This window comes from Synechococcus sp. MU1611 (assembly GCF_020514255.1).
Classification (GTDB): domain Bacteria; phylum Cyanobacteriota; class Cyanobacteriia; order PCC-6307; family Cyanobiaceae; genus Parasynechococcus.
The window spans coordinates 174,516-198,882 of sequence record NZ_VTLC01000001.1 but is presented as its reverse complement, the minus strand read 5'-3'; the positions used below and the strand labels follow the sequence as shown (position 1 = coordinate 198,882).

At 58.8% G+C, this 24,367-nt stretch carries 31 protein-coding genes; 13 read left to right on the top strand and 18 right to left on the bottom strand.

Features of this window, described 5'->3' with window-relative positions:
- Positions 1–126 precede the first annotated feature (126 nt).
- A complete protein-coding gene (locus tag FZZ92_RS01120; RefSeq protein ID WP_115025237.1) occupies positions 127–669 on the top strand; it encodes a ferritin in 543 nt (180 codons plus the stop codon).
- 12 nt (positions 670–681) lie between these two features.
- Here FZZ92_RS01120 and FZZ92_RS01115 read toward each other — a convergent pair whose 3' ends face one another.
- The 15 genes from FZZ92_RS01115 to hisA form a co-directional block, all read right to left on the bottom strand.
- Positions 682–1,479: an A24 family peptidase gene (locus FZZ92_RS01115; protein WP_226422369.1), complete on the bottom strand. Its 798-nt coding sequence runs from the start codon at positions 1,477–1,479 to the stop codon at positions 682–684.
- Positions 1,467–1,754 (bottom strand): hypothetical protein, encoded by a 288-nt coding sequence (locus tag FZZ92_RS01110; RefSeq protein ID WP_166017371.1) that lies wholly within the window; start codon positions 1,752–1,754, stop codon positions 1,467–1,469. Before FZZ92_RS01110 ends, FZZ92_RS01115 begins: the two co-directional genes overlap by 13 nt.
- A gap of 67 nt (positions 1,755–1,821) precedes the next feature.
- On the bottom strand, positions 1,822–2,724 hold the full coding sequence (locus FZZ92_RS01105; protein ID WP_115025240.1) for a phosphoribulokinase: 903 nt from the start codon (positions 2,722–2,724) through the stop codon (positions 1,822–1,824).
- 64 nt (positions 2,725–2,788) lie between these two features.
- Positions 2,789–3,862 (bottom strand): 3-isopropylmalate dehydrogenase, encoded by a 1,074-nt coding sequence (leuB, locus tag FZZ92_RS01100; protein ID WP_226407935.1) that lies wholly within the window; start codon positions 3,860–3,862, stop codon positions 2,789–2,791.
- 32 nt (positions 3,863–3,894) lie between these two features.
- On the bottom strand, positions 3,895–4,938 hold the full coding sequence (lpxD, locus tag FZZ92_RS01095) for a UDP-3-O-(3-hydroxymyristoyl)glucosamine N-acyltransferase (RefSeq protein WP_226407937.1): 1,044 nt from the start codon (positions 4,936–4,938) through the stop codon (positions 3,895–3,897).
- Between the two features lie 35 nt (positions 4,939–4,973).
- Positions 4,974–6,047, bottom strand: coding sequence for a glutamate 5-kinase (gene proB, locus FZZ92_RS01090; RefSeq protein WP_226422368.1), 1,074 nt, complete (start codon positions 6,045–6,047; stop codon positions 4,974–4,976).
- Positions 6,044–6,565, bottom strand: a complete 522-nt coding sequence (locus tag FZZ92_RS01085) for a YqeG family HAD IIIA-type phosphatase (protein WP_226422367.1) — start codon at positions 6,563–6,565, stop codon at positions 6,044–6,046. Before FZZ92_RS01085 ends, proB begins: the two co-directional genes overlap by 4 nt.
- Positions 6,553–7,107, bottom strand: a complete 555-nt coding sequence (locus tag FZZ92_RS01080; RefSeq protein WP_115025245.1) for a DUF3727 domain-containing protein — start codon at positions 7,105–7,107, stop codon at positions 6,553–6,555. The genes FZZ92_RS01085 and FZZ92_RS01080 overlap by 13 nt, the downstream gene beginning before the upstream one ends.
- A 65-nt stretch (positions 7,108–7,172) precedes the next feature.
- Entirely contained in the window at positions 7,173–7,604 is a 432-nt protein-coding gene (ruvX, locus tag FZZ92_RS01075) for a Holliday junction resolvase RuvX (protein WP_226422366.1), read from the bottom strand.
- Positions 7,604–8,635 carry a hypothetical protein gene (locus FZZ92_RS01070; RefSeq protein WP_226422365.1) on the bottom strand — a complete coding sequence of 344 codons (1,032 nt, stop codon included), beginning with the start codon at positions 8,633–8,635 and terminating at the stop codon, positions 7,604–7,606. The genes ruvX and FZZ92_RS01070 overlap by 1 nt, the downstream gene beginning before the upstream one ends.
- A 38-nt stretch (positions 8,636–8,673) precedes the next feature.
- Complete coding sequence (locus FZZ92_RS01065) at positions 8,674–9,834, bottom strand: F420-0:Gamma-glutamyl ligase (RefSeq protein WP_226422364.1); 1,161 nt, start codon at positions 9,832–9,834, stop codon at positions 8,674–8,676.
- Between the two features lie 64 nt (positions 9,835–9,898).
- The gene (locus FZZ92_RS01060) at positions 9,899–10,465 is read right to left on the bottom strand and encodes a thylakoid membrane photosystem I accumulation factor (RefSeq protein WP_226422363.1); all 567 of its coding nucleotides are present in this window, start codon (positions 10,463–10,465) and stop codon (positions 9,899–9,901) included.
- 15 nt (positions 10,466–10,480) lie between these two features.
- Positions 10,481–12,079 carry a DUF3685 domain-containing protein gene (locus FZZ92_RS01055; RefSeq protein ID WP_226422668.1) on the bottom strand — a complete coding sequence of 533 codons (1,599 nt, stop codon included), beginning with the start codon at positions 12,077–12,079 and terminating at the stop codon, positions 10,481–10,483.
- Between the two features lie 67 nt (positions 12,080–12,146).
- Entirely contained in the window at positions 12,147–12,515 is a 369-nt protein-coding gene (locus FZZ92_RS01050) for a Fur family transcriptional regulator (protein ID WP_226408286.1), read from the bottom strand.
- A 128-nt stretch (positions 12,516–12,643) separates the two neighbouring features.
- Positions 12,644–13,411 (bottom strand): 1-(5-phosphoribosyl)-5-[(5-phosphoribosylamino)methylideneamino]imidazole-4-carboxamide isomerase, encoded by a 768-nt coding sequence (gene hisA, locus FZZ92_RS01045; protein WP_115025385.1) that lies wholly within the window; start codon positions 13,409–13,411, stop codon positions 12,644–12,646.
- A gap of 71 nt (positions 13,412–13,482) precedes the next feature.
- On the opposite strand from hisA, the gene FZZ92_RS01040 reads away from it, so the two are divergent.
- A complete protein-coding gene (locus FZZ92_RS01040; protein WP_226422667.1) occupies positions 13,483–14,403 on the top strand; it encodes an NAD-dependent epimerase/dehydratase family protein in 921 nt (306 codons plus the stop codon).
- Here the strand turns inward: FZZ92_RS01040 and FZZ92_RS01035 are convergent.
- Positions 14,372–14,908 carry a CDP-alcohol phosphatidyltransferase family protein gene (locus FZZ92_RS01035; RefSeq protein ID WP_115025251.1) on the bottom strand — a complete coding sequence of 179 codons (537 nt, stop codon included), beginning with the start codon at positions 14,906–14,908 and terminating at the stop codon, positions 14,372–14,374. The genes FZZ92_RS01040 and FZZ92_RS01035 overlap by 32 nt on opposite strands.
- A 31-nt stretch (positions 14,909–14,939) precedes the next feature.
- On the opposite strand from FZZ92_RS01035, the gene FZZ92_RS01030 reads away from it, so the two are divergent.
- Positions 14,940–15,413, top strand: coding sequence for a CBS domain-containing protein (locus FZZ92_RS01030; RefSeq protein WP_115025252.1), 474 nt, complete (start codon positions 14,940–14,942; stop codon positions 15,411–15,413).
- Position 15,414: 1 nt separating this feature from the next.
- Here the strand turns inward: FZZ92_RS01030 and FZZ92_RS01025 are convergent, their stop codons facing one another.
- The gene (locus FZZ92_RS01025; protein ID WP_226422362.1) at positions 15,415–16,578 is read right to left on the bottom strand and encodes a hypothetical protein; all 1,164 of its coding nucleotides are present in this window, start codon (positions 16,576–16,578) and stop codon (positions 15,415–15,417) included.
- A gap of 85 nt (positions 16,579–16,663) precedes the next feature.
- Here FZZ92_RS01025 and FZZ92_RS01020 point away from each other — a divergent pair, with 85 nt between their 5' ends.
- The 3 genes from FZZ92_RS01020 (at position 16,664) to FZZ92_RS01010 (ending at position 17,919) form a co-directional block, all read left to right on the top strand.
- Positions 16,664–17,125 (top strand): L,D-transpeptidase, encoded by a 462-nt coding sequence (locus tag FZZ92_RS01020; protein WP_115025387.1) that lies wholly within the window; start codon positions 16,664–16,666, stop codon positions 17,123–17,125.
- Positions 17,126–17,150: 25 nt separating this feature from the next.
- Complete coding sequence (locus FZZ92_RS01015; protein ID WP_115025254.1) at positions 17,151–17,420, top strand: hypothetical protein; 270 nt, start codon at positions 17,151–17,153, stop codon at positions 17,418–17,420.
- 277 nt (positions 17,421–17,697) lie between these two features.
- Positions 17,698–17,919 carry a hypothetical protein gene (locus tag FZZ92_RS01010; protein ID WP_226422361.1) on the top strand — a complete coding sequence of 74 codons (222 nt, stop codon included), beginning with the start codon at positions 17,698–17,700 and terminating at the stop codon, positions 17,917–17,919.
- Between the two features lie 562 nt (positions 17,920–18,481).
- Here the strand turns inward: FZZ92_RS01010 and FZZ92_RS01005 are convergent.
- Positions 18,482–18,727 carry a hypothetical protein gene (locus FZZ92_RS01005; protein WP_226422360.1) on the bottom strand — a complete coding sequence of 82 codons (246 nt, stop codon included), beginning with the start codon at positions 18,725–18,727 and terminating at the stop codon, positions 18,482–18,484.
- A gap of 1,923 nt (positions 18,728–20,650) precedes the next feature.
- On the opposite strand from FZZ92_RS01005, the gene FZZ92_RS01000 reads away from it, so the two are divergent.
- The 7 genes from FZZ92_RS01000 to FZZ92_RS00970 all read left to right on the top strand — a co-directional run bounded on the left by FZZ92_RS01000 (position 20,651) and on the right by FZZ92_RS00970 (position 24,038).
- Positions 20,651–20,854, top strand: coding sequence for a hypothetical protein (locus FZZ92_RS01000; RefSeq protein ID WP_226422359.1), 204 nt, complete (start codon positions 20,651–20,653; stop codon positions 20,852–20,854).
- 637 nt (positions 20,855–21,491) lie between these two features.
- The gene (locus FZZ92_RS00995) at positions 21,492–21,761 is read left to right on the top strand and encodes a hypothetical protein (RefSeq protein ID WP_226422358.1); all 270 of its coding nucleotides are present in this window, start codon (positions 21,492–21,494) and stop codon (positions 21,759–21,761) included.
- Between the two features lie 131 nt (positions 21,762–21,892).
- Positions 21,893–22,150, top strand: coding sequence for a hypothetical protein (locus FZZ92_RS00990; protein ID WP_137006879.1), 258 nt, complete (start codon positions 21,893–21,895; stop codon positions 22,148–22,150).
- 65 nt (positions 22,151–22,215) lie between these two features.
- Positions 22,216–22,440 (top strand): hypothetical protein, encoded by a 225-nt coding sequence (locus tag FZZ92_RS00985; protein ID WP_115025260.1) that lies wholly within the window; start codon positions 22,216–22,218, stop codon positions 22,438–22,440.
- A gap of 388 nt (positions 22,441–22,828) precedes the next feature.
- Complete coding sequence (locus FZZ92_RS00980) at positions 22,829–23,023, top strand: hypothetical protein (protein WP_226422357.1); 195 nt, start codon at positions 22,829–22,831, stop codon at positions 23,021–23,023.
- 358 nt (positions 23,024–23,381) lie between these two features.
- Positions 23,382–23,528 (top strand): hypothetical protein, encoded by a 147-nt coding sequence (locus tag FZZ92_RS00975; protein ID WP_170952224.1) that lies wholly within the window; start codon positions 23,382–23,384, stop codon positions 23,526–23,528.
- A gap of 348 nt (positions 23,529–23,876) precedes the next feature.
- Positions 23,877–24,038 carry a hypothetical protein gene (locus FZZ92_RS00970; RefSeq protein WP_226422356.1) on the top strand — a complete coding sequence of 54 codons (162 nt, stop codon included), beginning with the start codon at positions 23,877–23,879 and terminating at the stop codon, positions 24,036–24,038.
- Positions 24,039–24,367: the final 329 nt, after the last annotated feature.

Sequence of the window (24,367 nt, the reverse complement as noted above, 5' to 3'; positions counted from 1 at the left end):
CAGCAGAGCGAACCACCCTCTGCTGCCCCAGAACGTGATCCATGTTCTGGGGCAATGTTTTTTCGTTTTTGAACCCGACAGATGCTGTCTTTAGCCTGCCGATAACGAGATTGAGCAACGTCAGGCATGAGCTCCCACACAGCTGCCATCAATACCCACTTATCCCTTGAATTCCAAGCCAGCCACACTTACCTGGCTATGTCGATCTGGCTGCGGGAAAAAGATCTGATCGGTTTTTCCAGCTACATGCTGAACAAAAGCGTTGAAGAGCGTGGACATGCCTCCAAGCTGATCTCGTATCTGGTGGACAGTGATTGCGAGGTTCAATTGCCAACGATTGAGTCACCGCAACGGGATTGGGATTCCGTCGAAGCACTCTTCGACATGGTTTACAGCATGGAGAAAGACGTCACACGCTCGATCAACGACATCTACAACCTCTCAGAGAAGCAAGGAGATCGCACCGCGACAGCCATGCTGGATTGGTTTATCGAAGAACAACTACAGGAAGAATCAGAAGCTCGTTTTGTGATCAAACGGTTGCGCCTGGCCGATTCGAACAGCGCAGCGCTGATTCTTCTGGATCAACAATTCCTCGATGGGACGCTGCTGGCCAATGTGAAAGCAGGCCGAGCCTTTGATTCCCAGGGAAGTAGCGCAGGAGCTTGAGCCCAGATCGGTTCAGCCACCCAGCAGCATCACCCATTCGCTCCACCACCACAGCGGACCCGTCAACCAGACCAACCAGATGCCGAGAGCAATAAACGGACCGAAGGGGAAGGGTTCCCTAGGGCCAAGATGCCCACTCAAACGAGCTGCACCGCCAACAGCGGCACCCGACGCAATCGCAATGGCCATCGCGGCTGCGATACCCCCAAGTCCCAGCCATGCCCCACCCAGCGCAGCCAACTTGGCATCACCCAGGCCCAGCGCAGGTTGACCCAAAAGCCGTTCGGCTAGGGCACTGAGACCTTCCAACAGCAGCAAAGCCAGTACAGCTGCGATCAGATGGGTTGCAAGAACGGAGACCCCACCAACGCTGCTGACGAACAACCCCAGCACCACACCCCAGCGACACAGGGGCTCCGGCAACCAAAGGTGGTCAAGATCGATCAACACCAGAGGCAGCAGCAGAGCGATCAGAGGAAGACCAGCCCAGGGGAGCCAGAGATCGGGGAGCCCGGCACCAGCACCAGGCCACACCAATACAGCTGTCATCCATAAGCCGGCACTCAGGGCCTCCACCGCTGGATAGCGCCAGCTAATCCGGGCATGACAGTCGCGACAGCGACCTCTCAGCAAAAGCCAACCGAGAACCGGGAGATTGTCATACCAGCGGATGGAATGGCCACATTTGGGGCAATGGCTGCCGGGAAACACCACCGATTCCTGACGGGGCAAGCGCCACACCACCACGTTGGTGAAGCTGCCGACGCAGGTGCCAAGCAAAACGATCCAAAGCAAGATCAACCCTTCCATCGGGTCCGGCCACGGCTCGTGCGGCCACGGATCAGATCGATCGCGATGAACTCTTCATCCGGCAGCAGGACGGGCGTCTCGAAGACCACTCGACCGTCGGGCTGCTGCGAATCAACAACAACCCCAAGAGGCTCATGCCCGGCAGGCGTGTTGGAGAGATAAGCGAAGTAGACCCGACGGGCTTGGGCAATCAGCGAACGGCTGTCAATGCGATCCCAGCGTGGAGCCGACGGCACACCCGAAGCTCCACGAATTTCGAAGGAGGGCGTTGACAAAGAAATAGAGCCCACCTGATCACTCAGATGGGCTCATTGTAGAGATGAATGTTGTATCGAGAAGTGATCAGCTGACCTTCTTCTTCTCCTCGATCATGCGGTGAATGATCGGAGTGAGAATCAGTTCCATTGCAAAGCCCATCTTGCCGCCGTTCACCACGATGCTGGTGGGGCTGGACATGAAGGAATCGTGGATCATGCTCAGCAGATAGCCAAAGTCGATTCCCCACTTCTCGCGAGCACCCTTGCGGAAGTGAATGATCACGAAGCTTTCATCAGGCGTCGGGATATTCCGGCAGATGAAGGGGTTGGAGGTGTCAACCGTGGGAACCCTCTGGAAGTTGATGTCGGTCTGACTGAACTGGGGGCAGATGTGGTTGATGTAATCCGGCATCCGGCGCAGGATCGTGTCAACGATCGCTTCAGCGGAATAGCCGCGCTCAGCATTGTCACGATGGATCTTCTGAATCCACTCGAGGTTAGTGATCGGCACCACGCCCACCAGCAGGTCAGCCAGGGCCGACACGTCGTATCCCTCTCCCTTCACGCCACCGTGAAGGCCTTCGTAGAACAACACATCAGTGCCTGAGGGGATGTCTTCCCAAGGCGTGAACTGACCCGGCTCGAGGTTGACGCCGAGACGGGCGTTGTGTTCGGCAGCTTCTTCGGGGCTGTGGAGGTAGTAGCGCTTCTGTCCGGCACCGGTCTCGCCATAGGTGCGGAATAGCTCCTCAAGCTTGTCGAACAAGTTGGCCTCAGGGCCGAAATGAGAGAAGTTTTCACCCTTGGCCAGGGCATCCGCCATGGCCTTTTTCATGGGCATCCGCTCGTAGCGGTGGTAGCTGTCGCCTTCCACCACTGCAGGGGTAATGCCCTCCCTCGCAAAGATGTGCTCGAAGGCGCGCTTGACGGTGCTGGTTCCAGCTCCGGAAGAACCAGTAACAGCGACAACCGGATGACGCTTCGACATCGACGCGGGGACTAGAGGCCCGGCGATCTTGCCAGATCAGGGCCCAATTACACCAATTCGAAGTTCAAAGAGCTTTGAGCAATTCCTCACCCATTGCGCGACAACCCAGTTGTGTGCAGCCTTCTGCCATCAAATCACCGGTACGAAATCCGCCGGCCAGAACGGCATCAACAGCGGCTTCGAGATCATCGGCAGCAGCACTCTGCTTCAAACCAGTGCGCAGCATCATCGCCGCCGAGAGCACCATGGCCATCGGATTGGCCTTGTCCTGACCAGCGATATCCGGGGCCGAACCGTGCACAGGCTCAAACAGACCAGGCCCTGCGCTGCCGAGGGAGGCCGAAGGCAGCATCCCGATCGAGCCGGTGAGCATCGCCGCCTCGTCGCTGAGAATGTCGCCGAAGAGGTTTCCCGTGAGCAGCACATCGAACTGACGTGGATCACGCACTAACTGCATCGCTGCGTTGTCCACGTACATGTGGCTCACATCAACACTGGCGTAAGCGGGCGCCAGGGCATCCACACGATCACGCCAGAGCTGGCTCACGTCGAGAACGTTCGCCTTGTCCACCGAGCACAGCCGTCCACGCCGCTCCTGGGCGATCTCAAAGGCCACCTTTGCGATCCGATCCACTTCCGAGGCGGAATAGGTCATGGTGTTGAAGCCACGCTCCTCTCCCTCGGTCTCGATGCGTCCCTTGGGCTGACCGAAGTAAATCCCACCAGTGAGTTCACGCACCACCATCAGATCCACACCCTCAATCACCTCCCGCTTGAGGCTGCTGGCATCAATGAGGGCCGGAACAATTTTGACCGGGCGAAGATTGGCGAACAGCTCCATGCCGGATCGCAAACCGAGCAGACCGGTTTCCGGACGCTTTTCGCGGGGAAGACTGTCGAAACGAGGGCTGCCGATGGCTGCCAGCAAGACAGCATCCGCTGACCGGCAGGCGTCCAGGGTGCTGGCGGGAAGTGGCTCACCGGTGGCATCAATGGCGCTGCCGCCGATGGGCTGTTCCTCGAAGCTCAGCGCAAAGCCATGGCGCTCACTGACGACTTCCAGCAGCTGTCGGGCGACAGCGGTGATCTCCGGGCCGATCCCATCACCTGGCAGAAGAACAACGCGGTGCTGAGCCATGACGGTGCGGTGCGGCAGGTCGACCGCTGAGGTTACTGAGGGGAGTCGCGTTTGAGCTCGCGCAAGGTCTTCGCCATCTCCGGCAACTTGCTGAAGGCGGCAGAGCAACGCAACCAGAGACGATTCGGAATCGCGGGGTAACCGCTCACCACCTCACCGGGCGCCACCTCACCGTGGATGCCGCTCTTGGAGCTGGCAATGGCACGGTCGCCCACCACGGCTCGATTGGCGACACCCACCTGGCCCGCCAGGATCACCCCCTGACCGATCCGGGCTCCTCCAGCAATTCCAACCTGGGAGGCGAAGGCACAGCCAGGGCCTGTCGTTACGCCGTGGCCGATCTGGACGAGGTTGTCAATCTTGGTGCCGGCACCAATCCGGGTCTCCCCCACCGATGGACGGTCGATGGTGCTTCCACAACCCACCTCAACGCCATCCTCGAGAACCACTTGACCGGTCTGCGGCATTTTTCGCCATCCCTTCGCCGTCGGCACGAAGCCGAAGCCCTCGGACCCGACAACGGCGTTGGAATTCACCACGCATCGCTTTCCAAGACGGCTTCCAGGGTGCAGCACCGCATTGGCATGCAGCTCACAGCCATCACCCACCACCACATCGTCGTAAATCACAACCCCGGGATGAAGGATGCAATCGGAGCCGACACGACTCCCCTCGCCGATGCAGACCCGCGGCCCTACAGCACTACCTGGCCCCACCACCGCCCGTTCATCAATGACCGCCGAGGGATGAATCTCCGCCAACGGCCGGCGACGGGGATGCAACTGGTCGAGGGCTTCAGCAAAGGCCAGACGGGGGTCAGCGAAGACGGCAAAGGCAATGCCATGCTCGGAAGCAAGATCAATCAGGTCCTGTTGGTCGGGCAGCAAGAGAGCGCCCGCTCCACTGGCGCCAAGCGCAGCAGTTAAGGCGTTGCCCTTCTCCAGGAAGCTGAGTTGCGAGGACGAGGCCTGGTCGAGCGAAGCGGCACCCTCCAGCCATGGATCCAATCCGTGCTGGCTCCAGCGCAAGCCTGCATCACCGGTCTGCAGAACCTTGATCAGGGTGCTGAAACGCATGGCCGCCACGACAGTCGCGCGGATCGTAGTCGTGGTTAACGACTGCGCAGCACCAGAGCATCGCGATGCACCACCACCGGGGAGGACTCCCCTAGCGATGGGGCGTTCATGACGGCCCGCAGCTGGTCGCTGTCCATCGAACAGAGGCCGCGGCCGACGTCCTGACCCTGGGGGTCCAGCAACTGAACGGGTTGATTGGCGGCGAAGTCGCCCCGCACCGCCGTCACACCCACCAGCAGCAAAGACGCGCCACGGTGTTTCAGCGCATCACAGGCCCCCGCATCCAGCTGCAGTTCACCCTCAGGCCGGAGCACGTGGGCCAGCCAACTGCGTCGATTGCCCAGGGGTTCGGGGTGGGGATGGAACACCGTTCCACCTCGTTCCCCCTGCAGCAAGGCCTCCAAGCGGGAAGGATTGCGGCCATCGGCGAGCTGCACCGTGATGCCACTGGCGGTGGCGATTCGGGCTGCCGCCAGCTTGGTCGTCATGCCCCCCGTACCCCAGCGACCACCATCCCCAGCCCCCTGTTCCAATTGGTCCAAATCCCTGGGGTGGCGAACATCCGAGATCGGCTCGGCGTCGGCATCGACCCGGGGATCCGAGGAGTACAGCCGATCAACATCCGTCAGCAAGATCAGTTGCTGCGCTTCAACGGCTGCGGCGACCAGGGCCGACAAGGTGTCGTTATCGCCGAAACGCAACTCCGCCGTCGACAAGGCATCGTTCTCGTTGATCACCGGCATCACCCCCCAGCTCAGCAACTGCCTCAAGGTGCCCGAAGCATTCTGATAACGACGTCGATCCGCCAGATCGGAGCGGGTCAGCAGCACCTGCGCCACCGAACAACCATGACGGGCCATGGCGCGTTCATAAAGAGCCATCAGCGCGCCCTGGCCGATGGCCGCAGCAGCCTGCAAAGCCACAACCGTGTCCGGTCGGCTGGACATGGCCAGCTTCTGGCATCCCAGCCCGACGGCACCACTGGTGACCAGCACCACTTGATCCCCACGGGCCATGGCCGCTGCGAAGCAACGGGCGTAGCCCTCAATGGTTGCAGCGGTCTCACCCCTCAGGAGGCTGGTGCCGATTTTCACGACCCACAGGGTCATGCTGAAGGCGCCCCCATCCAACGCGCCAAGGCGCGTTCAAGCCGCTGTACACGGTCATGGCGACAGGGCTTGCCGTCATCCTGAACGGGTCGGACCAACACCGTGTAGAGCCCCATGCGGTTGCCGCAGAGCACATCTGTGAACAGGCGGTCACCGATCATTGCGATCGTGGTCGGTGGAACCGCGAGATCGCGAACAACGAAGCGCAGTGCTCCACGGCGCGGCTTTCCAGCCCCGGAGGTGAAGCTGACCCCCAGCTGATCGGCCACTGCGGCGATCCGATCGCGGGAGGGGTTGTTACTGAACAAGTGCAATTGCATGCGGCGGCCTGCATCGACCAACCAGTCGTGTACCGGGCCTGGCAGGGTCACATCACGACCGGGCAGAAGGGTGCGGTCGACATCAATAACCGCGGCCCGCAGACCATGGGCAGTGAGATGGGGCAGCGAGAGCTGGGCAATGGTGAGCCGTGGATCCCAATCAGGAGTCAACCAGTGCTGTCCCGTTAATCCGGCCATTCACGCTCCTCCAGTTCCGCCTCAATCAAAGGTTGAACACGGTCCAGCTCATCGTCGCTCAGCAGCACCGCCTGACCGTCCACCATCCGCACCAGAACGAGGAACGGGTCGAGCGGAATGTAGAGGCCGTATTCCTCCGCTTCGACCATGAAGCTCACCAACAGCTCAAAGGTCTCGGCGTCCTCGTCAACGTCGTCGTCCTCTTCCAGCTCATCGAGATCATCTTGATCCGGCTCATCCAATTCACCACTCACCGTGAGGGTGATCGCCGATCGCACCAAGACCAGGTCGTGCTCCTGGAGCACCACATCAGCCACCGAAAGAATCGGCTCACTGCTGGCGACTTCCGTGATCGGCACCGGCTCAGCATCGTCATTGAGCCGAAACAGGGAAACCGGCGTGTCAACCGGTGACAGCAAGGCGTAGTCCTGCCCCTCGAGGGGAATCAGATGTTCCAGGAAACACAGCAGGTCATGGCCCTCGCGATCGCGGACCAGCAGGGTGGGGTGATCGCTGCTCTTTCCGGGTCCCGACTCAGACATCGACGCGACTCTGACTGGGCTCAGGATCCACCATCGGCCGCCCCGGCGCCCGACCTTGAAGCACTCTATTGGGCCGGTTTGAGCTCCGGACCCTCGGCAAGCCATTGCTCCAGCAGCAGGGCAGCGGCGGCACTGTCCAGACGTCCGCTGCGGTCCCCCGTTAGCCCAAATTGTTCCCCGGCCGCCCAGGTGCTGCTGTGCTCATTCACCCAAGCCAGGGGCAGGTCGAGGGCAGTGGCCAGTCGGAGGCCGTAGCGCCGACAGTGTTCCGCCTGGGCCGTGGGCTGGCCCGCAGCATCCAGGGGCAATCCGACCACGAGGCCCTGCACCGAACGTTCACGGCAGTGGGCACGCAGAACGATCAGATCGGCATCAAACCGACCTCGACGCAGGGCAGCGAGGGGCGTCACGCTGATGCCGAGAGCATCGCAACCGGCCAGACCGATGCGCCGCCGGCCCACATCCAGGCTGAGGATCGAACAGGGTCGCGGACGCATCAACGCCGATCGCCAAGGCTTGGTGTGGGAAGGGGTGTGCCTTGGGGCCGCAGACGACCCAGCACCTGATCCAGCGATCGCGTCAGTTGCAGGTTGCGCTGGGGTGACTGACGACGCCACATGCTGCGTCCGAGCAGCAGCTGCTCATCACCGCGGGTCCAACCCTCCGCCTCCAGAATCTTGCTGAGGGGTGCATCGTCAAACGCCGTAAGCAGCCCGCGGGGGCGGCCGCGTTGAAGGATCCCTTTCAAGACGCTGGGAAGGGCCTGATCCAGCCGTGGATCCCAGGCCATGTCCCGCATCAGCTCCACAAGACCGGCCTCTCCTGCATCCGGGAGTCGAATGCAGCCCGCCAGAACAGCGTCTCCGGCCATGAGCACGCCGCAGCCGGGTCCGTTCCTGTCCAGCAGATCCAGCCAATGGCGGTCGGTGATCTGACGCAGGTGGCTGTGGCTACCGCCCTGCTCAATCGGCCACAGCAACTGGGCGGTGCGGCGGTTCAGTGCCGCCCAACGCAGACCCGCAGGCAGCTGATCGCTGCCCATTGACTCAACCTCGCCACCAGGTGGACACCAGCACTGATACGGGCGAAGCGGTTGAAAACCAAGCTCCCGCAGCAGGGCGATGGCATTGGCATCGGTGGCCGGACAGCGGATCACCCAGCTGCAGATCTGGGCCGTCCAGGAGTGCAGGGCCTGCTGAAGCAGGGCCTGCTGGACCATCCGATGACTGTGATCATCAACCGGGCCAAGCAGCTCCGGCAATTGGAGGATCCAGCAGCTGCCACGACGGTTGAACGGCCGGGCAACAACGCTGGCCACTGGGCGGTCACCATCGAGGGCCAGCAAGCAACGCGGCGAGCGACTGGGGAGCAGATCAGGGAAGCGCTGCTCCACTGAAGAGAGCCATTCACCGATCAAAAAGCCCTGAAAACGCGACAGCTGCTCAACCGGCGCATCTTGAACCCACCGCGCCAGATGGGCCGGATTAAGGGGCTCAATGCGAATTGAGGTTGTCTTGGGCTCTGTCACCGGACACCCTCCAACCCCAACTGATCACAATGTATCGCTCATTCCAGCCCTGGCCGCACCAACACCAGTGGGGTGCGCTCATTGGCATTGCCAGCGGGATTGGGACGCAGGGCCCTCCCCAGCAATCCCTCGTCACAACCTGGACTGGAGGCCAGAACCTTCACGCGGCCGAGGTCGTTGACGTCCACGATGGCGACGTCAACACCGAGTTCGGCAGAGGCATCACGACAGAACTGCTCGGCACGGGATGGACCGAGAACAATGGTTTGGTCATAAGGGGGGGTGGTTCCTGTGATGTCATCAATCAAACGGGCCTGATCACCAGCAAGGCGATAGAACCCTCCGGAAATACCAACCAGCTTCATCAACAGCCCCCCCAGCAAGGCGGCAAGAACCCGGGTCGGCCCCACCAGATCGATCAACGTCTGCATCCCGCAAGCTGTCGCCAGGCTGCTGGTGGGGTGGAACACCCGGCAAGCCAGACGCGCGACCATTCCAGGCTCGACTTCACTGGGGTGGCGGTAGCGCCCCTGGATCACCGCAACGGGGGTCTCCCCGATGGTGAGGATGTCACCGGGCTGAATCAGGTCAGCGGCATAGGTGCGCAAGACCGCAATGGCATCATCCAACGGACCGAGCAAGTGGGTTCGCAGCGGCAGTACACGGCACCCCTCTCCTTCTCTGAAGCGGGCTTGATCGGGCTGCAGTGGTTCAGGACGCCGAAGTGGAACCAGCACACCCTGACGGCGCTGCAACCGACCAAATGGTCCGTAATTCAGCCAGTGAGCATCAACCCAGAGGCTGTCGACCCGAGCGGAGGGAGAAGGACCGGTGATCTCGATCGAGACCTTGGCGCGTGTGCTCTTACGGCCCTTGACGATGTAAGCCGGCCAGTAGCCATCTTCCCGGGTCTCCTCATCGGGATGGTCAGCAATGATCCGCGTTTTGACCTCCAGACCGGCGGGGTCTGACGAGCCCAGAAGCACGGGTTCGACCCGCAGTTCCGGCACAAAAACCTCCATGCGTTGATGGGGGTTGCTGATCTCCAGCACACCTTCAACGCGGAGACGGCCGCCCAGTTCGTCCACGCGCCAGTCCAGGGGAGTCATCCGCAACGGAGACGCTGGCCGGAGACGATGACGGAGCTCAAGCCAGGCCACACAAAGTCCAAGGCCAAGCGGAGCAAACAGCAGCGACACAGCGGATCCGGCTCAACGACCGGGACAACTGGCCGGCAGCGTAGGCGGCGTGGCTGTGGGCGTCTCAGTTCGCCGTGACTTCGATGTTCACTTCGTTGAAACTGCCTTCCTGATTAATCCGGCCCAAATCAGGAGCCGGAAGTCCGGTGGATGCGCTGATGGCTTTATTGATCACCCCCAGAGGGACCTGGCCGTTCTGATCGAAGACAACCCGGCCATCCGTGCCAATCACGACCACTTGAGGAATGGCTCCGGACCAGTAGGTGGCGGGGTCAGCCGGCCCAAGCGCTTCTCGTCCCTGAAGCGGGTCGGTTGGGAGAGGCAGCAAATCGATGTTGCGTCCCCAAAGCCGTTGCAGCTCCGACACCACCGGGGCGAAGCGTTTGCTGACGGCGCTGTCGTCGAGGTAATAAACGATCACAGCTGTCCGTCCCTCCGCGAGGGAGTCCTCCAGGGTGTTGGGAGGAGGAACCAAAGAGCCGTTGCCGGCATAAAGGGCATAGATGTTGCCGTCGTAGCTGTCGCTGTTCAACACAGCGGACGCTGGGGCGACATGGAGCAGCAGCGCGATCGACACGGTGATCAGACAGCGCACCAAAGCAAGCATCAAGCCGAAGCAGCGGATCGCCATTGTGGACCCGGAGCCCTAACTGCGGCCGAGGCTGCGACCCATTCCCTGGGCAATGCCACGCCCAACAAGTCCGATGGCCCGGCCCAGCACCTGGGTTAGAAGGATCACGGCAAGATCGCCAATTCGACGCACCACGGCCTGCACCTGCGGTGCGAGGGCATCCCTGGCCTCCAACAGCAACGCCACCTGTCGCTGCCACCAACCGAGCTGATTCAACTCGTTGTCACGGGGCTCCGTCAGCAGCAGCGGTTCGATGCGACCAGCCCGAAGCTGAAACAAGGTGCGCTGACTCTCATAGAGCTGGATCGGGCGCTCGACCCAGTCGGCCCAACGCAGCTGGGTGTTCAAGCGATTTCTGAGGCGATCGAGTTCTCGGGTCGCCAGGAGGGGATCGCGCAGGAGATAACGACGCAGCTCAGGCCAGTCACCACAAGCATCGAGGAGTTCTGCCCCAATCAGTTCAGCCGTTCTGACCAGCCAATTGCTAACTAGCGTTTCGAGCTGCAGGAATGCCCTGGGGTCATCCGCCGGCAACAGCAACCCGTTCACCAGCATCGGTTGATCTGCCACCAGCGGAGCCAGCATCCCCGTTGGATCAGGCATCTCTCCATCCGCCCCGGTGAGATCAGCACGGCTCAGCAGTGACGCCACGACCGGTTGCAGCTCCCCATTGCAGGGGATCTGGACATAGCTGCCCGCCAGGGCGGTGAGCGCTTGCTGGCGTAACTCCGGCTGCAGGGCATCCCAGGCCTGCGCCATCGCCGTACCGTCCTGGCGGGTGCGCAGACGCTGCAAAACCTGATCGAGCTGTTGCAGCAAGGCCAGCAGCAACTCCCGGCGCCGCTCTGGATGCAATCCCTCAATCGCTAGAAGACGACCGGTGGAATTGGTCAGTCCAGCCTGAACCGAGCCATCAATGCGGTCGCGGATGGCATCCCAGACAGCAACGGCATTGCGTTCTCTGAGACTGATCGCCGTGGTCGTCGGTGATCCAGGGGAAGATGACGCCGTTGAGGTAAGGGGTTCTGCATCCTCGAGACCGAGCTGGAGTGGCCCCCAGAGCCAGAGCAGCAGCCCTTTGGCGAACTGAAGTTCGCGACGACGACCCGTCAGCAACGCGAAGAGCAACGCCTGCTGCGGGGGCGGATTCAGCATGACTTCCACCAACTCGAGCTCGCGGCTCACCTGCTGCAACCCACTCACCAACAGCCACTGCCCAAGGCCCATGGTCTGGTCTTGGCGCCTCCCCTCCGAAGGGGCCTCAAGACGAATATCCCGCCCCCCCTGCAGCAGGATTTCAATCGAGTTCTGCAGGCTCTGCGAATCGGCATTTTGAAGCAAGCCGGCCGCTGGCAGACCCAGCAGCTGCTCCCGCGACAACCGGATCTCGCTAGGCAAAAGCAGCAGAACCGGGGCCGGTTGCCAGCGCTCCTGCAATGCGAACAGCTCCTGTTGAATCGCCGCCAACGAGGCCACGCGGTCGATCGACCAAATCACCAAGGCCGGAGACCCCGTCAGTCTCTCTGGGCGAAGAACAACCTCCCAATCGTCATGGGCGGACGTGAGTTTTAGCGCCAGCGACTCTCCGAGCAGATCCGGAGCGAGCAGCAACATCCGCACCGGTGAAGGAGAGGCCAAGCGCTGAACCCAAGCAGTTGGGCTCAAGGTAACGAGCTTCTGCTCAATCCTCCAGTGCGCGCCTGCCGTTCAATTGCAGCGTGTACGACTCGATATGAAAGCCGGTGCGCTGTTCGATCTGACGCAACAAATCTGGCGGGAGAACGACATCGATATCTTCGATCGAACCGCTGTCCAAACAGGTGAGATGGCTGTGGGGATCGCTCCTATAGCCGTACAAGCGACCACTCGCACGATCCAGACACTCGATCACGCCTGCCGACTGCAGGGCTTCGAGGTTCTGATACACCGAGGTATGGCCGATGCTGCGGCCCCTCAGATTCAGTTGTTCAAAAATATCTCGAGCACTGAGGTGGCTTTTTTCACTCCAGAGCAGGTCCAGCACCATGCGTCTTTGGCGGCTGAGGCGCATTCCCAGCCGTCGGCATTGCTCAAACACCTGCTGCAAGCTGCCCGGAGGGGACAGCGTGCTGGTCTGAGTGGCGGCTGCTCTTACCACAAAAGGTGCCTGCTCCATCAACCATAAGGCCCAAGACCAGCTCAGGCGATGTCTGCAGCCACTGCGGTGACGTCCTGAAGCCTGGCAGCACCGATCGCTGCGATGGCTTCGCCTAGGGCGACACGACCGTCATACAAAGCTCGCCCAACGATTACCCCGGAAACACCGAGGGGCTCGAGCGGCAAGAGCGCCAGGAGGTCAGCCATGCAACCGATGCCACCCGAGGCGATCACAGGAACAGCGCTGCATTGCGCCATGGTTCTCAAGGCATCCAGGTTGGGGCCGGCGAGGGTTCCATCGGTGGCGATGTCGGTGGTGATGATCGCAGCAATGCCGGCAGCACTGAACTGTTGAGCCAGATCGGTGGCCAGAACATCGCTCTGCTCGATCCATCCCCGGGTCGCCACCCGGCCGTCGTTGGCATCGATGCCGACCACGATGCGGCCGGGATGGCGTTGGGCCAACTCCTGGACCAACTCCGGCTGTTCGATGGCCACCGTGCCGAGGATCACCCGGTCCAGGCCACAGGCGATTAACTCTTCGGCGCGTTCGAGGGAGCGCACGCCACCACCGAGCTGAACAGGAATGTCGAGGGCGGCGGTGATGGCCCGCACCGCTGCGTCATTGATCGGCTCACCCCGTTTGGCGCCATCGAGATCCACCAGGTGCAGCCGTGTCGCCCCCTGGCTCTGCCAGCTGAGGGCCTGAGCGACGGGATCCTCACTGAAACGCGTCACTTGGTCGTAATCCCCTTGGTGAAGCCGGACGCAGGCTCCATCGAGCAAATCAATGGCGGGGATGATCTCCATCGGGGTTGGACCAGAGACCCACCATCCTGCAGCGCCACGCTTCAATGGCTGCGCTTTTCGGGCCCAAGTGCATGAAGATCCTGGTGATGGGGGGAACCCGCTTCGTGGGCAGGCCCCTGGTAGCCCGCCTGCAGGCCCAGGGCCATGCACTCACCCTGTTCACCCGCGGCAAGAACCCTGTCCCGACCGGCGTGGAACACCTCCGTGGCGACCGCAGCAGCGATGAAGGATTGAGTGCGCTTCAGGGCCGAAGCTTCGATGTGATCGTCGACAGTTCCGGCCGCAAGCAAGAAGACAGCAGCCGGGTTGTGGACATCACCGGGGCCCCAAGCCATCGATTCGTTTACGTGAGTTCGGCCGGGGTCTACGCCGACTCCGACCAGTGGCCCTTGGATGAGTCCAGCCCCACCGACCCGCAGAGCCGTCATGCCGGCAAGGCCGACACCGAAGCCTGGCTGCGGCGTGAAGGCATTGCCTTCACCAGCTTCCGGCCGACCTACATCTACGGCCCTGGCAACTACAACCCCGTCGAACGCTGGTTCTTCGACCGCATCGTTCACAACCGACCGATTCCGCTCCCCGGCGACGGCAGCACCATCACCCAACTGGGCCATGTGGAGGATCTGGCTGAAGCGATGGCCCGTTGCATCGAGGTGGATGCTGCAGCCAACCGCATCTACAACTGTTCCGGTAGACAGGGCATCACCTTCCGGGGCCTGATTCGCTCAGCAGCGGTGGCTTGCGGTCGTGATCCCGACGGCCTCGACCTGCGCAGTTTCAATCCCAGCGAGCTCGACCCGAAGGCCCGAAAGGCCTTCCCTTTACGGCTCAATCACTTCCTCACCGACATCACTCGGGTCGAACGCGAACTGGCCTGGCAACCAAGCTTTGACCTGGCCAAGGGCCTGGCCGACAGCTACACCAATGACTATGCCCTGAACCCAACCGCTGAGCCGGACTTCAGTTCTGACGTGGCGCTGATCGGGGAGTGATGTAGGCGAGAGCTGAACTCAGAGCCAGGGCGAGGGATGGCCAGAACAGCCACCAGCCCAGGCTCGGCAGCCAGGGAGAACCGATCCAGCCGGAGGGCCAGAGCATCAACAACAAGCTGACGAACTGAAGAATCGTCTTGGCTTTTCCCGACAACGATGCAGGCGCCCCATCACTGGCCTGGGCTCGCCATCCCGAGATCAATAATTCACGGGCAAGCAGCAACCAGACGGCCCAGAGCGGGAGCACCGCGGACGACGCCAACCAGAGCAACGGAGCCGCGATCAGCACTTTGTCGGTCAGGGGGTCCAGACGCGCACCCCAGCTGCTTCCACCACCAGCCCGGCGCGCGAGCCAGCCGTCGGCCGCATCACTGAGACCCGCCAGCAGCAGCAACCACCAGGCCCAGCCCTGCCAGCCCAGCTGCAACGCGATAACGAGAGGTAGACCGGCAACCGCTCGCGCCACGGTGAGTCCGTTGGCGATCGAACGCAAAGGCAGAGACAACGCTCAGAATGCGGATAGCTCAACTCCGATCATGGTCCTGCAGCTCACGGTGGCTGATGTGATGACGCAGCCTGTTCTGACTGTCACGCCCGAGACCCCATTGCAGCAGGCTGTCCAAATGATCAGTGACCACCACGTCAGCGGTTTGCCGGTGGTGGATACGGAAGGGCGTCTGATCGGCGAACTGACAGAGCAGGATCTGATGGTTCGGGAGAGTGGCGTTGATGCCGGCCCTTACGTCATGCTTCTGGACAGCGTGATCTACCTGCGCAATCCCCTGAGTTGGGACAAGCAAGTGCACCAAGTCCTCGGCACGAGCGTGAGCGATCTCATGCGCAAGGACTCCCATAGCTGTGGGACCGACCTACCGCTCCCAAGGGCAGCATCCCAGCTCCATGAACGGGGAACGCAACGCCTGTTCGTCCTGGATGGGAACCAACGTCCCGTCGGCGTGATCACCCGAGGCGATGTGGTGCGTGCCCTCGCCTCCCATAACGCGGGCTGAATCAGAGGGCCGGCCGAATCCCGATCGCAATGGGTTGAATCGAACGGAAACTGACGAAGTCACCCACCTTGAGCTGGGCGAGCGGATCGCCATTGAGCCCATTGCGAACATCAAGGTTATGGACCCCTCCGAAAGGCCCCCTCAGGCTGAGTTCATGGTCTTGTTCGGAGATTTTCACAACTTCAGCGGTGCCGGTGGCCATCGCCACCCGGGCTCCTTTGCGCACCTCACCGAAATCCTCAGACAAGATCACGTCTTGGCGTGTGAACGTGAGGGTGTTCACAGAGCTTTTGCGCAGATCCACCACCAGCCCGTCGAGGATGTCGATGATGACCTCATCACCGTTGCTGAGACCGGCTGTTTTGAGCTCGCCACCCATGGTGATCAATAGGTTGTGCCCGTAGGGGCTCTGCACTTCCATCACCTGCTGGCCAGGCTTGAACTGCAGCAGCGTTCCCTGCACCTGCGAGAGCTCAAATGCCTCCAGCAGCTCGGCCTTCAAGCTGGTGGTGCGAGCAGGAACGGCACTCAACAAGGGTTGTTTCTGTGACGACCCTGCCTTTTGAGCGGGTGAAGAGACCCGATCAATGCCCACGGCCACGGGCTGAATCAAGCGGAAATCGACCAGATCGCCTGCCTTAAGCGCAGGGAAGAGATCACTGCCACTGGGCATCACAACATCCAGGTTGTGGATGCCGCCGAGCGGGCCCATCAGGCTCAGGCTGCGGTCGGTCGCCGACACCTTCAACACCCTTGCTGTACCTGAAGCCAGGGCCACCCGCATGCCTTTCTTCAAGGGACCCATGTCCATTGGCATGTAGATGTCTTCGCGATTGAAGCTCAGCGCTGTTTCTTTGCTGCGATCTAGATCAACCACCAGGCCGTCCAACACGGAAACATCCACGCGATCTCCCTTGCGAAGGCGAAGCGGCGCCATGTCGATTCCGACCGTGACAATTTCCTTATGACCTTCTGGATCGATCACCTCGATCACCTTCTGCTTCGGCAGCACGGCATTGACCACACCACGCAGATGGGTGACTTCAAAACCGGCCAGCTGCTCGGCCGTGAAGCCAGCCCTGGAGGGCATGTTGAACGCGAGAGCAGACACAACAGCAGCCGCCCCAGCGGCCAAGACACGGCTGATTGAGGAGCAGCGGGTCATCGTTCAGGCACGGGCAAAGCGGCGGGATGACGCTAGCCCCTTTCGAATAGGTCAAAATGCCTGCGGTCGCCTGTTGCGCAAACCGATGCAGCTACGTTCACTCCTCCTGACGGCGGCGTTGGGCCTTGGCGCGATGGCCGTGGTTCCGGCGCAAGCCGAAACCTCCATCCAGATCAGCCTCAAAGACCGATATCTCACCCTCCTTGATGACGGCAAGGTGATTGGCAAGTACCCCGTGGCGATCGGCGCACCGGAATCACCGACTCCGGCGGGAAGCTATTCGGTTACCAAAATGGACCCGCAGCCCGTGTATCACAAGAAGGGCAAGGTCATTGCTCCCGGTCCGAAGAACCCCGTGGGAGTGCGCTACGTGGCTTACGTGCAGATCGGGACAGGCGAATACGCCATCCACGGCACCGCATGGCCCAACTGGGTGAAATTAAGAGCCGCAGTCAGCCTTGGCTGCATCCGCATGCTGAACACCGACGTGATTCAGGTGTACAACCGGATCAAGGTGGGTACACCTGTGGTCGTCACCAGCAACTGATCTCCTTTATTCCCTTTCAAGTTCGATGCTGCGCTTCCTACTGATTGCTTGTGTGGTTGCGGTTGTTCCCCTGCATGGGCATGCCAACCCGACGGAGGAAACCAAAGAAAATGACTTCCTTGACCTTGTTGATGGCGACGGAAACGTGCTGATCCAGGCCCGAGGTGTTGCTGCTGTCAACGCCGAAGCACGGGCCCAAGGCCTTTCGTTTCCGGCCCTTGGATATTGGTCACCAGAGGGTCACTGCTTTGTGAAACCAGCCCCTGGAGATTGCAACGGCGTGTTCAAGCGCTGATCGGTTTTGATGATCGAAGAGGCGAAACAAAGGGCATAGCATTGACCGCGAAATAGCATTGACCCGGCGAAGCTTTCAGGAATAAACCTGGTTTATATGCGCTCCTGGAATACCTTCTCAGAGATTATTTAAAAGCGAAAGCAATCCCCCGAAAAGCGGCGACGTCAAAACAACAAAAAACCTTCATTCCTGACGGTGATGAGCCAAAGGAATCACCCCTTAGGCGACAAATCAGACTGATGCAATACTTGTCTCTAGGAGAAAGGAAGGCCAGGAGATGTTCAAATTCAAGCTCAACACTCATCCAAACAAAATCAACAAGAAAGAGATGCGTGATTTGGCCATCGCCGACAAGGGAAATCAGCTGAGAGAAGGATTTTTCCAGCAAGCTTTATGCCCCGATCTGACGAAAGGCTCATCCCCAGATACCAACCCAAAAGCAGCTCGGTCGCAACTGGCTCCTCAAGGTCTTGGATGCCGCCGCATAGCCAACACTTGAAGCTGTAAGGATCCTTGGAGCGTGGTGCTGCGACAAGTTCTCCCAGCAGGAGCTGGGCAATGCAGGGAGTCTTGAGGCATGGATCAGACGTGACCACATGACGTGGTCACACCTCACTCGGCCCAGCGCAGTAACAGGCTTTGTTGTGCCATGTCACTCAATCGTGGTGGAGCCCTCTGGATCAACCTCGGCAGGCCGACCAAAGAAAAAGGCCGAGGCACCACCCCCGACCCTCCAGCGCACGGTCTCTGCACCGTACAAATTGAAGTCTGTAGCGCACTACTACAAAAGCAACCAGGCTTCACCTCTCTTTAGGTACCCAGCCCATCTCCCTCTACCAGGTCGTTGCCAAGAGTTTGCGCCAATTCTTTGGGTACTGACCCTGTCGAGCCAGAAGGCGAAGGTCGCTTCCTCGGAGATGTTCAAGCAGTCGCTCCACTCAATCCCATCTGCTCTGATGCGGCTTAGACAACAGATGAGTTGAATGACTGATTCAGCCTGGGAAGCAGGACTCACGGCCTTCAAGGGGGCGAGCGAAACGCCCCCTTTCCTACTGAGACGTTCAGTCCGTCTCGACAATCACTGCTGAAGCAGCACCCTCGCCTGCCATCTCTTTCAGAGAGTCAGCCGCGCAGAGGGAAGACAATGCAATGACGACCAATGCAGCACTGTTGATCACTTTGAGCACAACTGGCAGATGGAGGTTGACCATCTCGCGGACGTTTGTCATCGAAAAGTTCACAGCGAACATATTGATGATGCACCCTTTGTCAACCCAATGAGGGTTACTGCGCGTGTCGCAGGTCATGACCTGAACGTGACTGCCTGAGGTGTTCCGCTTGGATTGGTTATCGGAATATTCCTGCTTCAGAGGCCTCTCAATTAACCGCCCTTGCAGTATCTGACCCTCTCTGGAGACAGCGGTGGATCCCATCCATTTCTTGGGGTCAATACGCAGATCGCCGATGGAATGGTCTGAATCAGCAAGCAGAACGCGATGACCAACAGCGCAAAGCCTGTGCCGGGAGCATGGATGTTGGCCTGGAACCAGGGTTTATTTGCCATGTCGCCAGTGTGGCTTTGCTCAGAATTTCTTGTCGGATCGAATCGAGGATCGCAACAACGACCGCTGCCTTCCCCTTTTGCACCTCGTAGCGACCTCAGCATCACCCCCGCCGAGCGCTGCCAGCTTGATCGCCCACTTCAATGCCCGCCTTCGCTTCGTCAGCGAAGGCTTTTACTGGAAGACCGTATTAACCGTACGCATAAATACTTACGCAGCCTGCTAGACCTGAGTCACGTCATGAGAGGCGGTAGCCCCGGCATCGAACACCGGGGCTTTTTTCTGCACAAAAGCCACAGTGCATAGGGCAAAGCCTTGAACATGAGTGCGGGGCGTAGGGATACCGCCCCACCATCTTCAGCCCACCGGCCAGTGCTTCCACTCAGCAGCTTCGGGGATCTCGTGTGCAGCTCGTCAATCCCTGCAGCTCTTCCCAAGCGATAGGCCATGGAAGCAAGCGGCAGGGAACGACATCGAAGCGCTCGCATCTCCTGCCAACAGACTCAAGTGGATCACCCCTAAGCCAGACCCAGCACTTGTGAGGCCAGGCTGACTGGCATCAAAGGGGCTCAATGGAGAGCGGTTGAAATTCGCAAGGTCATTGGGTGCAGCTCAACAGCTGACCAAACGGCGGCTGCCTCGCCTTGATCCAAAATTCAGGGTCGGTATAAAACGCTCGGTGCAGACAAAAAAACCACCCCAGATGTGGAGTGGTTCTCAAAGCCGTAGCAATCCCCATCACCCGGCCATCTGCACCAAATCTTGATGCGTTGGAAGAATAGTACTCATAGATGCCCTAGATGTGGTGTTCTACAAAGTCACTTAATGCTGTGGTGTAGTTGCATAACGATTGTCTTTCCAAAGACTGCGACCCTGCATGTAGCGGCTATTGGGGGTAGTCTGAACGCCCCCATCACCCGGCCCGCTCCAGCAGCGGGCTTTTTTGTGGCCTGGCCACTACATGTGGTGGTGTGTGGGGGGGGGGTCTCGGTTAACGCGGATCGCCGTTGTACACGACCTCCAAGACAGAAGCTCCGTCATCAGAGATCAGGATTTCAGTTTCAACCGTTGGTGGCTCAAGCTGCCTCTTGCCAGCCTGGGGCGCCACCATCAAAGACGAACAAGAAGCCGTCGCTGGCATTTTTCAAGCAGTCGCCCCCTCCCTTACCTGTGGCGTACATACATTTCGCTGCTCTGTAGTTGCTTAGTCCACCGTTAATGGATTCAGGGCGCATCCGGGCGGTGTTGATTGCACTTACGTTTTCCTTCGAAACTTTTTGGGCAAGCGGGAGACACAATTAATGCACTCACCAGAAGTCCCATTGGCAGGCTGACGACTCTTTTCAAGGTAAATCAACTAAAAGCGCTAACACTACCTAGCAACAACTGCAACGCCACACAGGGTCGAGATTGAATTCGTTCTTTTAAGACCAACAAGGGGATAGTGCCTTCAGGCTGCGAACGCTTCCTCTCCAGCACCATCGGCTGCTTGCTCAGCACCAAACTCCCCTCGCAGAACACCTTCTGCCTTTCGCATCATCTTGTGGCAAGTCTCTTGATCAGCAGCGGCATAGGCAGCATCCATACATTTCACGTACTGCTCCTCAGGGGTCACAAGCCGTTTGCCGTTGGACGGAGTATCGGCCTGATTCCCTTGACTCGCTGTAGTTGGAATTACTCATCTCAAGCTGGGCAGTGGTCAGCTGCATCAAACAAAACCCCGCCACCGCCATTGTTATTCCGATAGATCCCGCCAGCTTCTGCTTTTGGGGGAGTGGAGATAGCGACACCGAGAGCAACAAAGGCGCCAGCTACGCCGGCCAGAAAAGGCAGTGTGAAATTTTTCATGATGGTTCTTATTGGCTTTTTTGATAGGTTTTCCCCTGTATTCACAGCATTGCTGCATCAATAGGGAATGACTTCCCCCATCTGAGGGATTGATTCATTTGGACCGCTCCCCTATTTCAGGGATATCATCTCTCGAAGCTCTGTAAACACTGGTAGTAGGTCACCAGAGGGACATGATTCAACTACCCAACCTGGAACTAAAGCCAGAACGACACGAACTTGTGAAGCTGATGTGTGCTCCTTTCAGACAACACCCTGATTATCAGAAGACCAAGGTTGACTTCCATCAGTTTGTGAATCGGATGGAAAATCGGAACGTCCTGAACTGTCTTGCCGCCATGAGAGGGAGCCAGTCACCTGCCCCATGCTGGTCAAGCCAGTGAGATTGGCTGATGTACTGGTGAACGATCCAACCAAGGCTGAAGTCACCGCGGTGTGGATTCAATCTTTTGGACTGCTGAGGAAGGTTGTATACGGTTATCAACGCGCAACGGCGAGAACAAAACGAGGTTGCCTGCCACCAAGCCAGCAGTGACAACCACAGCAACGAGGACCTCTAAACCTTCTGACGTCTTGGCTTGCATGCCTTCAGCATGCCTCCTTGCTTTGCAGAGGGCGAAGCAATGTCTGCTTTTCAACTTGACGAAGGGAACGGGGTCCGTTGATACGTCATCTGCAAATCGAGGAGGGTTACGACGGAGATGTAGCAGCCTCCTACCGCGTGGCGTTGACCACACAGTTCCACGACGACACAGGCGATGTCCCGCCCATCAAGTTCGAGACCGGGCACCAGGGGAGAGAGGCAGAAGACCTGACTCGTTTTATTTGGGACAGAATTGTGCGCCTCCTTGTGATGGGCAAAGAGTTGGAAGCCAACTCCCTTTTGGAGGAGTTTGACGAGCCACCTCTATGGGACGACCCACTCAACTGAGCCATGGGAACTCCACTAACACAGTGGCTGCAGTTGGTTGCCTGGGTGCTTCTAGCAACAACATTGATTTGCTTGAGCGCAACAGGGGTCTTCTGAATTGAGAAGCTGGATCCGTATTTGCTAGCAGTCACTTGCCGTCACTGTGGTTCGGCCTGCAGGCGGCTATCCACCTCACAGTTGAATGCAGTTCTTGCGACATTTGTGCAGTCAATATTTTTCAAAAGATGTCAACTGAAATCCGTAATTGGGCAGTCGTTGCTGCAGCAATGGAAGCCCGAGGTGCAACCAACAGCGACATGTATCGTCGTGCCAAAGCTCTTGCTGCGGGCGAATCCGATCCAATGCCAACAAGCTATCCGGCGGCACCTTTTAGCATTTCTGCAGCCTGATTATTCGTTAACACCCAAGCGGCCCTGGCTTCAAACCAGGGCTGTATCTAGCCTCACTTTTTCTGATGACCAACCACCATCTATCAGTGGAACAAAGGTTCCATCTAGAAGCCGCATTCAGGGAGATTGACAGTTGTAAGGACATTGAAAAGCTACGTGCCCTCACGAAGCAGATCATTACCGCCCAGGAGAATGAGAAGGCCTTTGCCCGCGAGGCAATGCAACAAATCCGGAAAGAGATGGAGACTGCCGCTCAAAAGCGATTCGGCTTCGACTGGGGGCAGCATTGAGCGCTTGGATTGGCTTGATCGAGTGAGTGTGTATCGCCAGCTTCCGTGGTGGACTGTGTAGACAAATAGACCAAGCCTGAGTTCTCAAACACCTGTCGGCGCAGTACATGGCGCTTCTGACAGAGGCATCATCGTGGGCTCCCGATTGATGACATAACGATGACCACAAAGCAATGCCAACGCCACGCAGAGAGAGAGTTCAGAGTTCGTTGGTATGCGTCAAGCGATGACAGGCAGGCCGTGGATCCTGCAATAACAAGTCCTCAGCCCTTCAAGTGTTCAATGAGATACCAAAGCTAGGTATCAGCATGAACCTACTTAAACAAGTATGTAAACAATCGATTTGAGAAGAAATAGATCCTTAATCTCCATCGTCCAAGCGATTCTAATGAATCCAGCTAAGTACCTGCCGCCCAGGGGCTCGATCATGATTGTCAATCAGAAGCCGAAGAGGAGGTGGCAAACCGCTATCAAAGCAAGAGAGCAACAGCTCATTCGGTTAGCAGAAGAAGCACTTGCCTCAAGACAGGAGAGGAAAGTGGTGAATTTCTTGGGCTACAAGGATGTCGATGTGGCGGCTTGAGAGCATCGATATGTCAGCCCACAGAATCAAAGCGGAAGCGAGTCGAGCATCCTGCTCGCCTGCGTTCGTTCCCGTCAGGTGCATCAACCGCGCAGAGACGTGACTTTCTTGGGTTAACCCGGGGTATTGAGTGAAGGCATTGCATTGGCCTATGGAGCGCATGCAAAGGGGCTGTCACCTCTAAAACCAACCTTGCTGTTCAAAACTCAGCCCCACGAACGGCGAGCTTTCCAGGCAACGACATGGCGGAGACTCAAAACCCTGCCAGATCGAGCGCCAACGTTCATCAGTATTTCCACTCAAAAGTGTCGCGACCGATACAAAATGGCCTACGCTTCCTTGCAACGGAAGATCTTCATTGAACGAATCCCAATTCGACTTGGCCGCTGAAGAGAAGAACCGTCAGCTGGCCATGGGAATTTCGTTCAGCACAGCAGCCATCGGGGTCTTCATCCTCCTGGCCTACCGCGTTGGAACGTGCTGCTCCTGGTTTACCCCGGCCTAGAAGCCAAAGACGACTGGAAAGAGCAGACATCGCGAACGATGTAGCTCTCCAATCAGGTATGTAAACCCAGTGAAGCGCAGGAGAAACCAGAGGCGATACGAACGTTCTGTTGCTTGGTTGCCACCAAAAAAACAAGAAGAAAGCACATCAACAACCACCCGTCAGCGACCCGAAAGAGCGCACTGGCTGACAACCCTTTGGCAATGAGCTGTTGAACCGATTTCTTTTGCATCAAATCGGTCGACAGTGGAGTTGAGGTAGCTCATAGGTCTTCCTCATGCGTCGTGAGAAGGAGAGGCAGGGGTGGGACCTTGCCTTTTTACTGTCCACCTCTTGGCTTTTGACCAGATGACATTTCAGTGGCTCAAGGAAGCTCGCAGGATCGGCAAACGCCTTGCACCTGTTGACAATCCAACCGACATCCAACGCAACGACGAGACGCACGAAGTGATTTGCGGCATTGCCGGCTGTGTCATCAAGAGGAAAAAATTGAACCGCTTCTCCTCGTGAACTTCTAGACCACACATCAACCGACACCGGCTGACAAAGCTTGCCCACGCGTACGAGATGACACCTGCATGCCATCAACAATCACGCTGGGATCAAAATCTGCCCACAATCTGCCCACAAATTGAATCACCGGCTCATAAGCCCCGATGCAGTTCAGAGGTGTGCCCTCAAGAAGGGCGAAGTTTGTTTGAGCTCATTCCTAATGCACGCAGCTCATTAAGACGACTTTCAGACGCCTGGGTGTTCGTGCAAAACGACTGCCAATTCTGACTCAGACAGGGCAGCAGGCTCATGGTCCTGAGTTTCCCCAGAGGAAGGGGCGTCTGGGA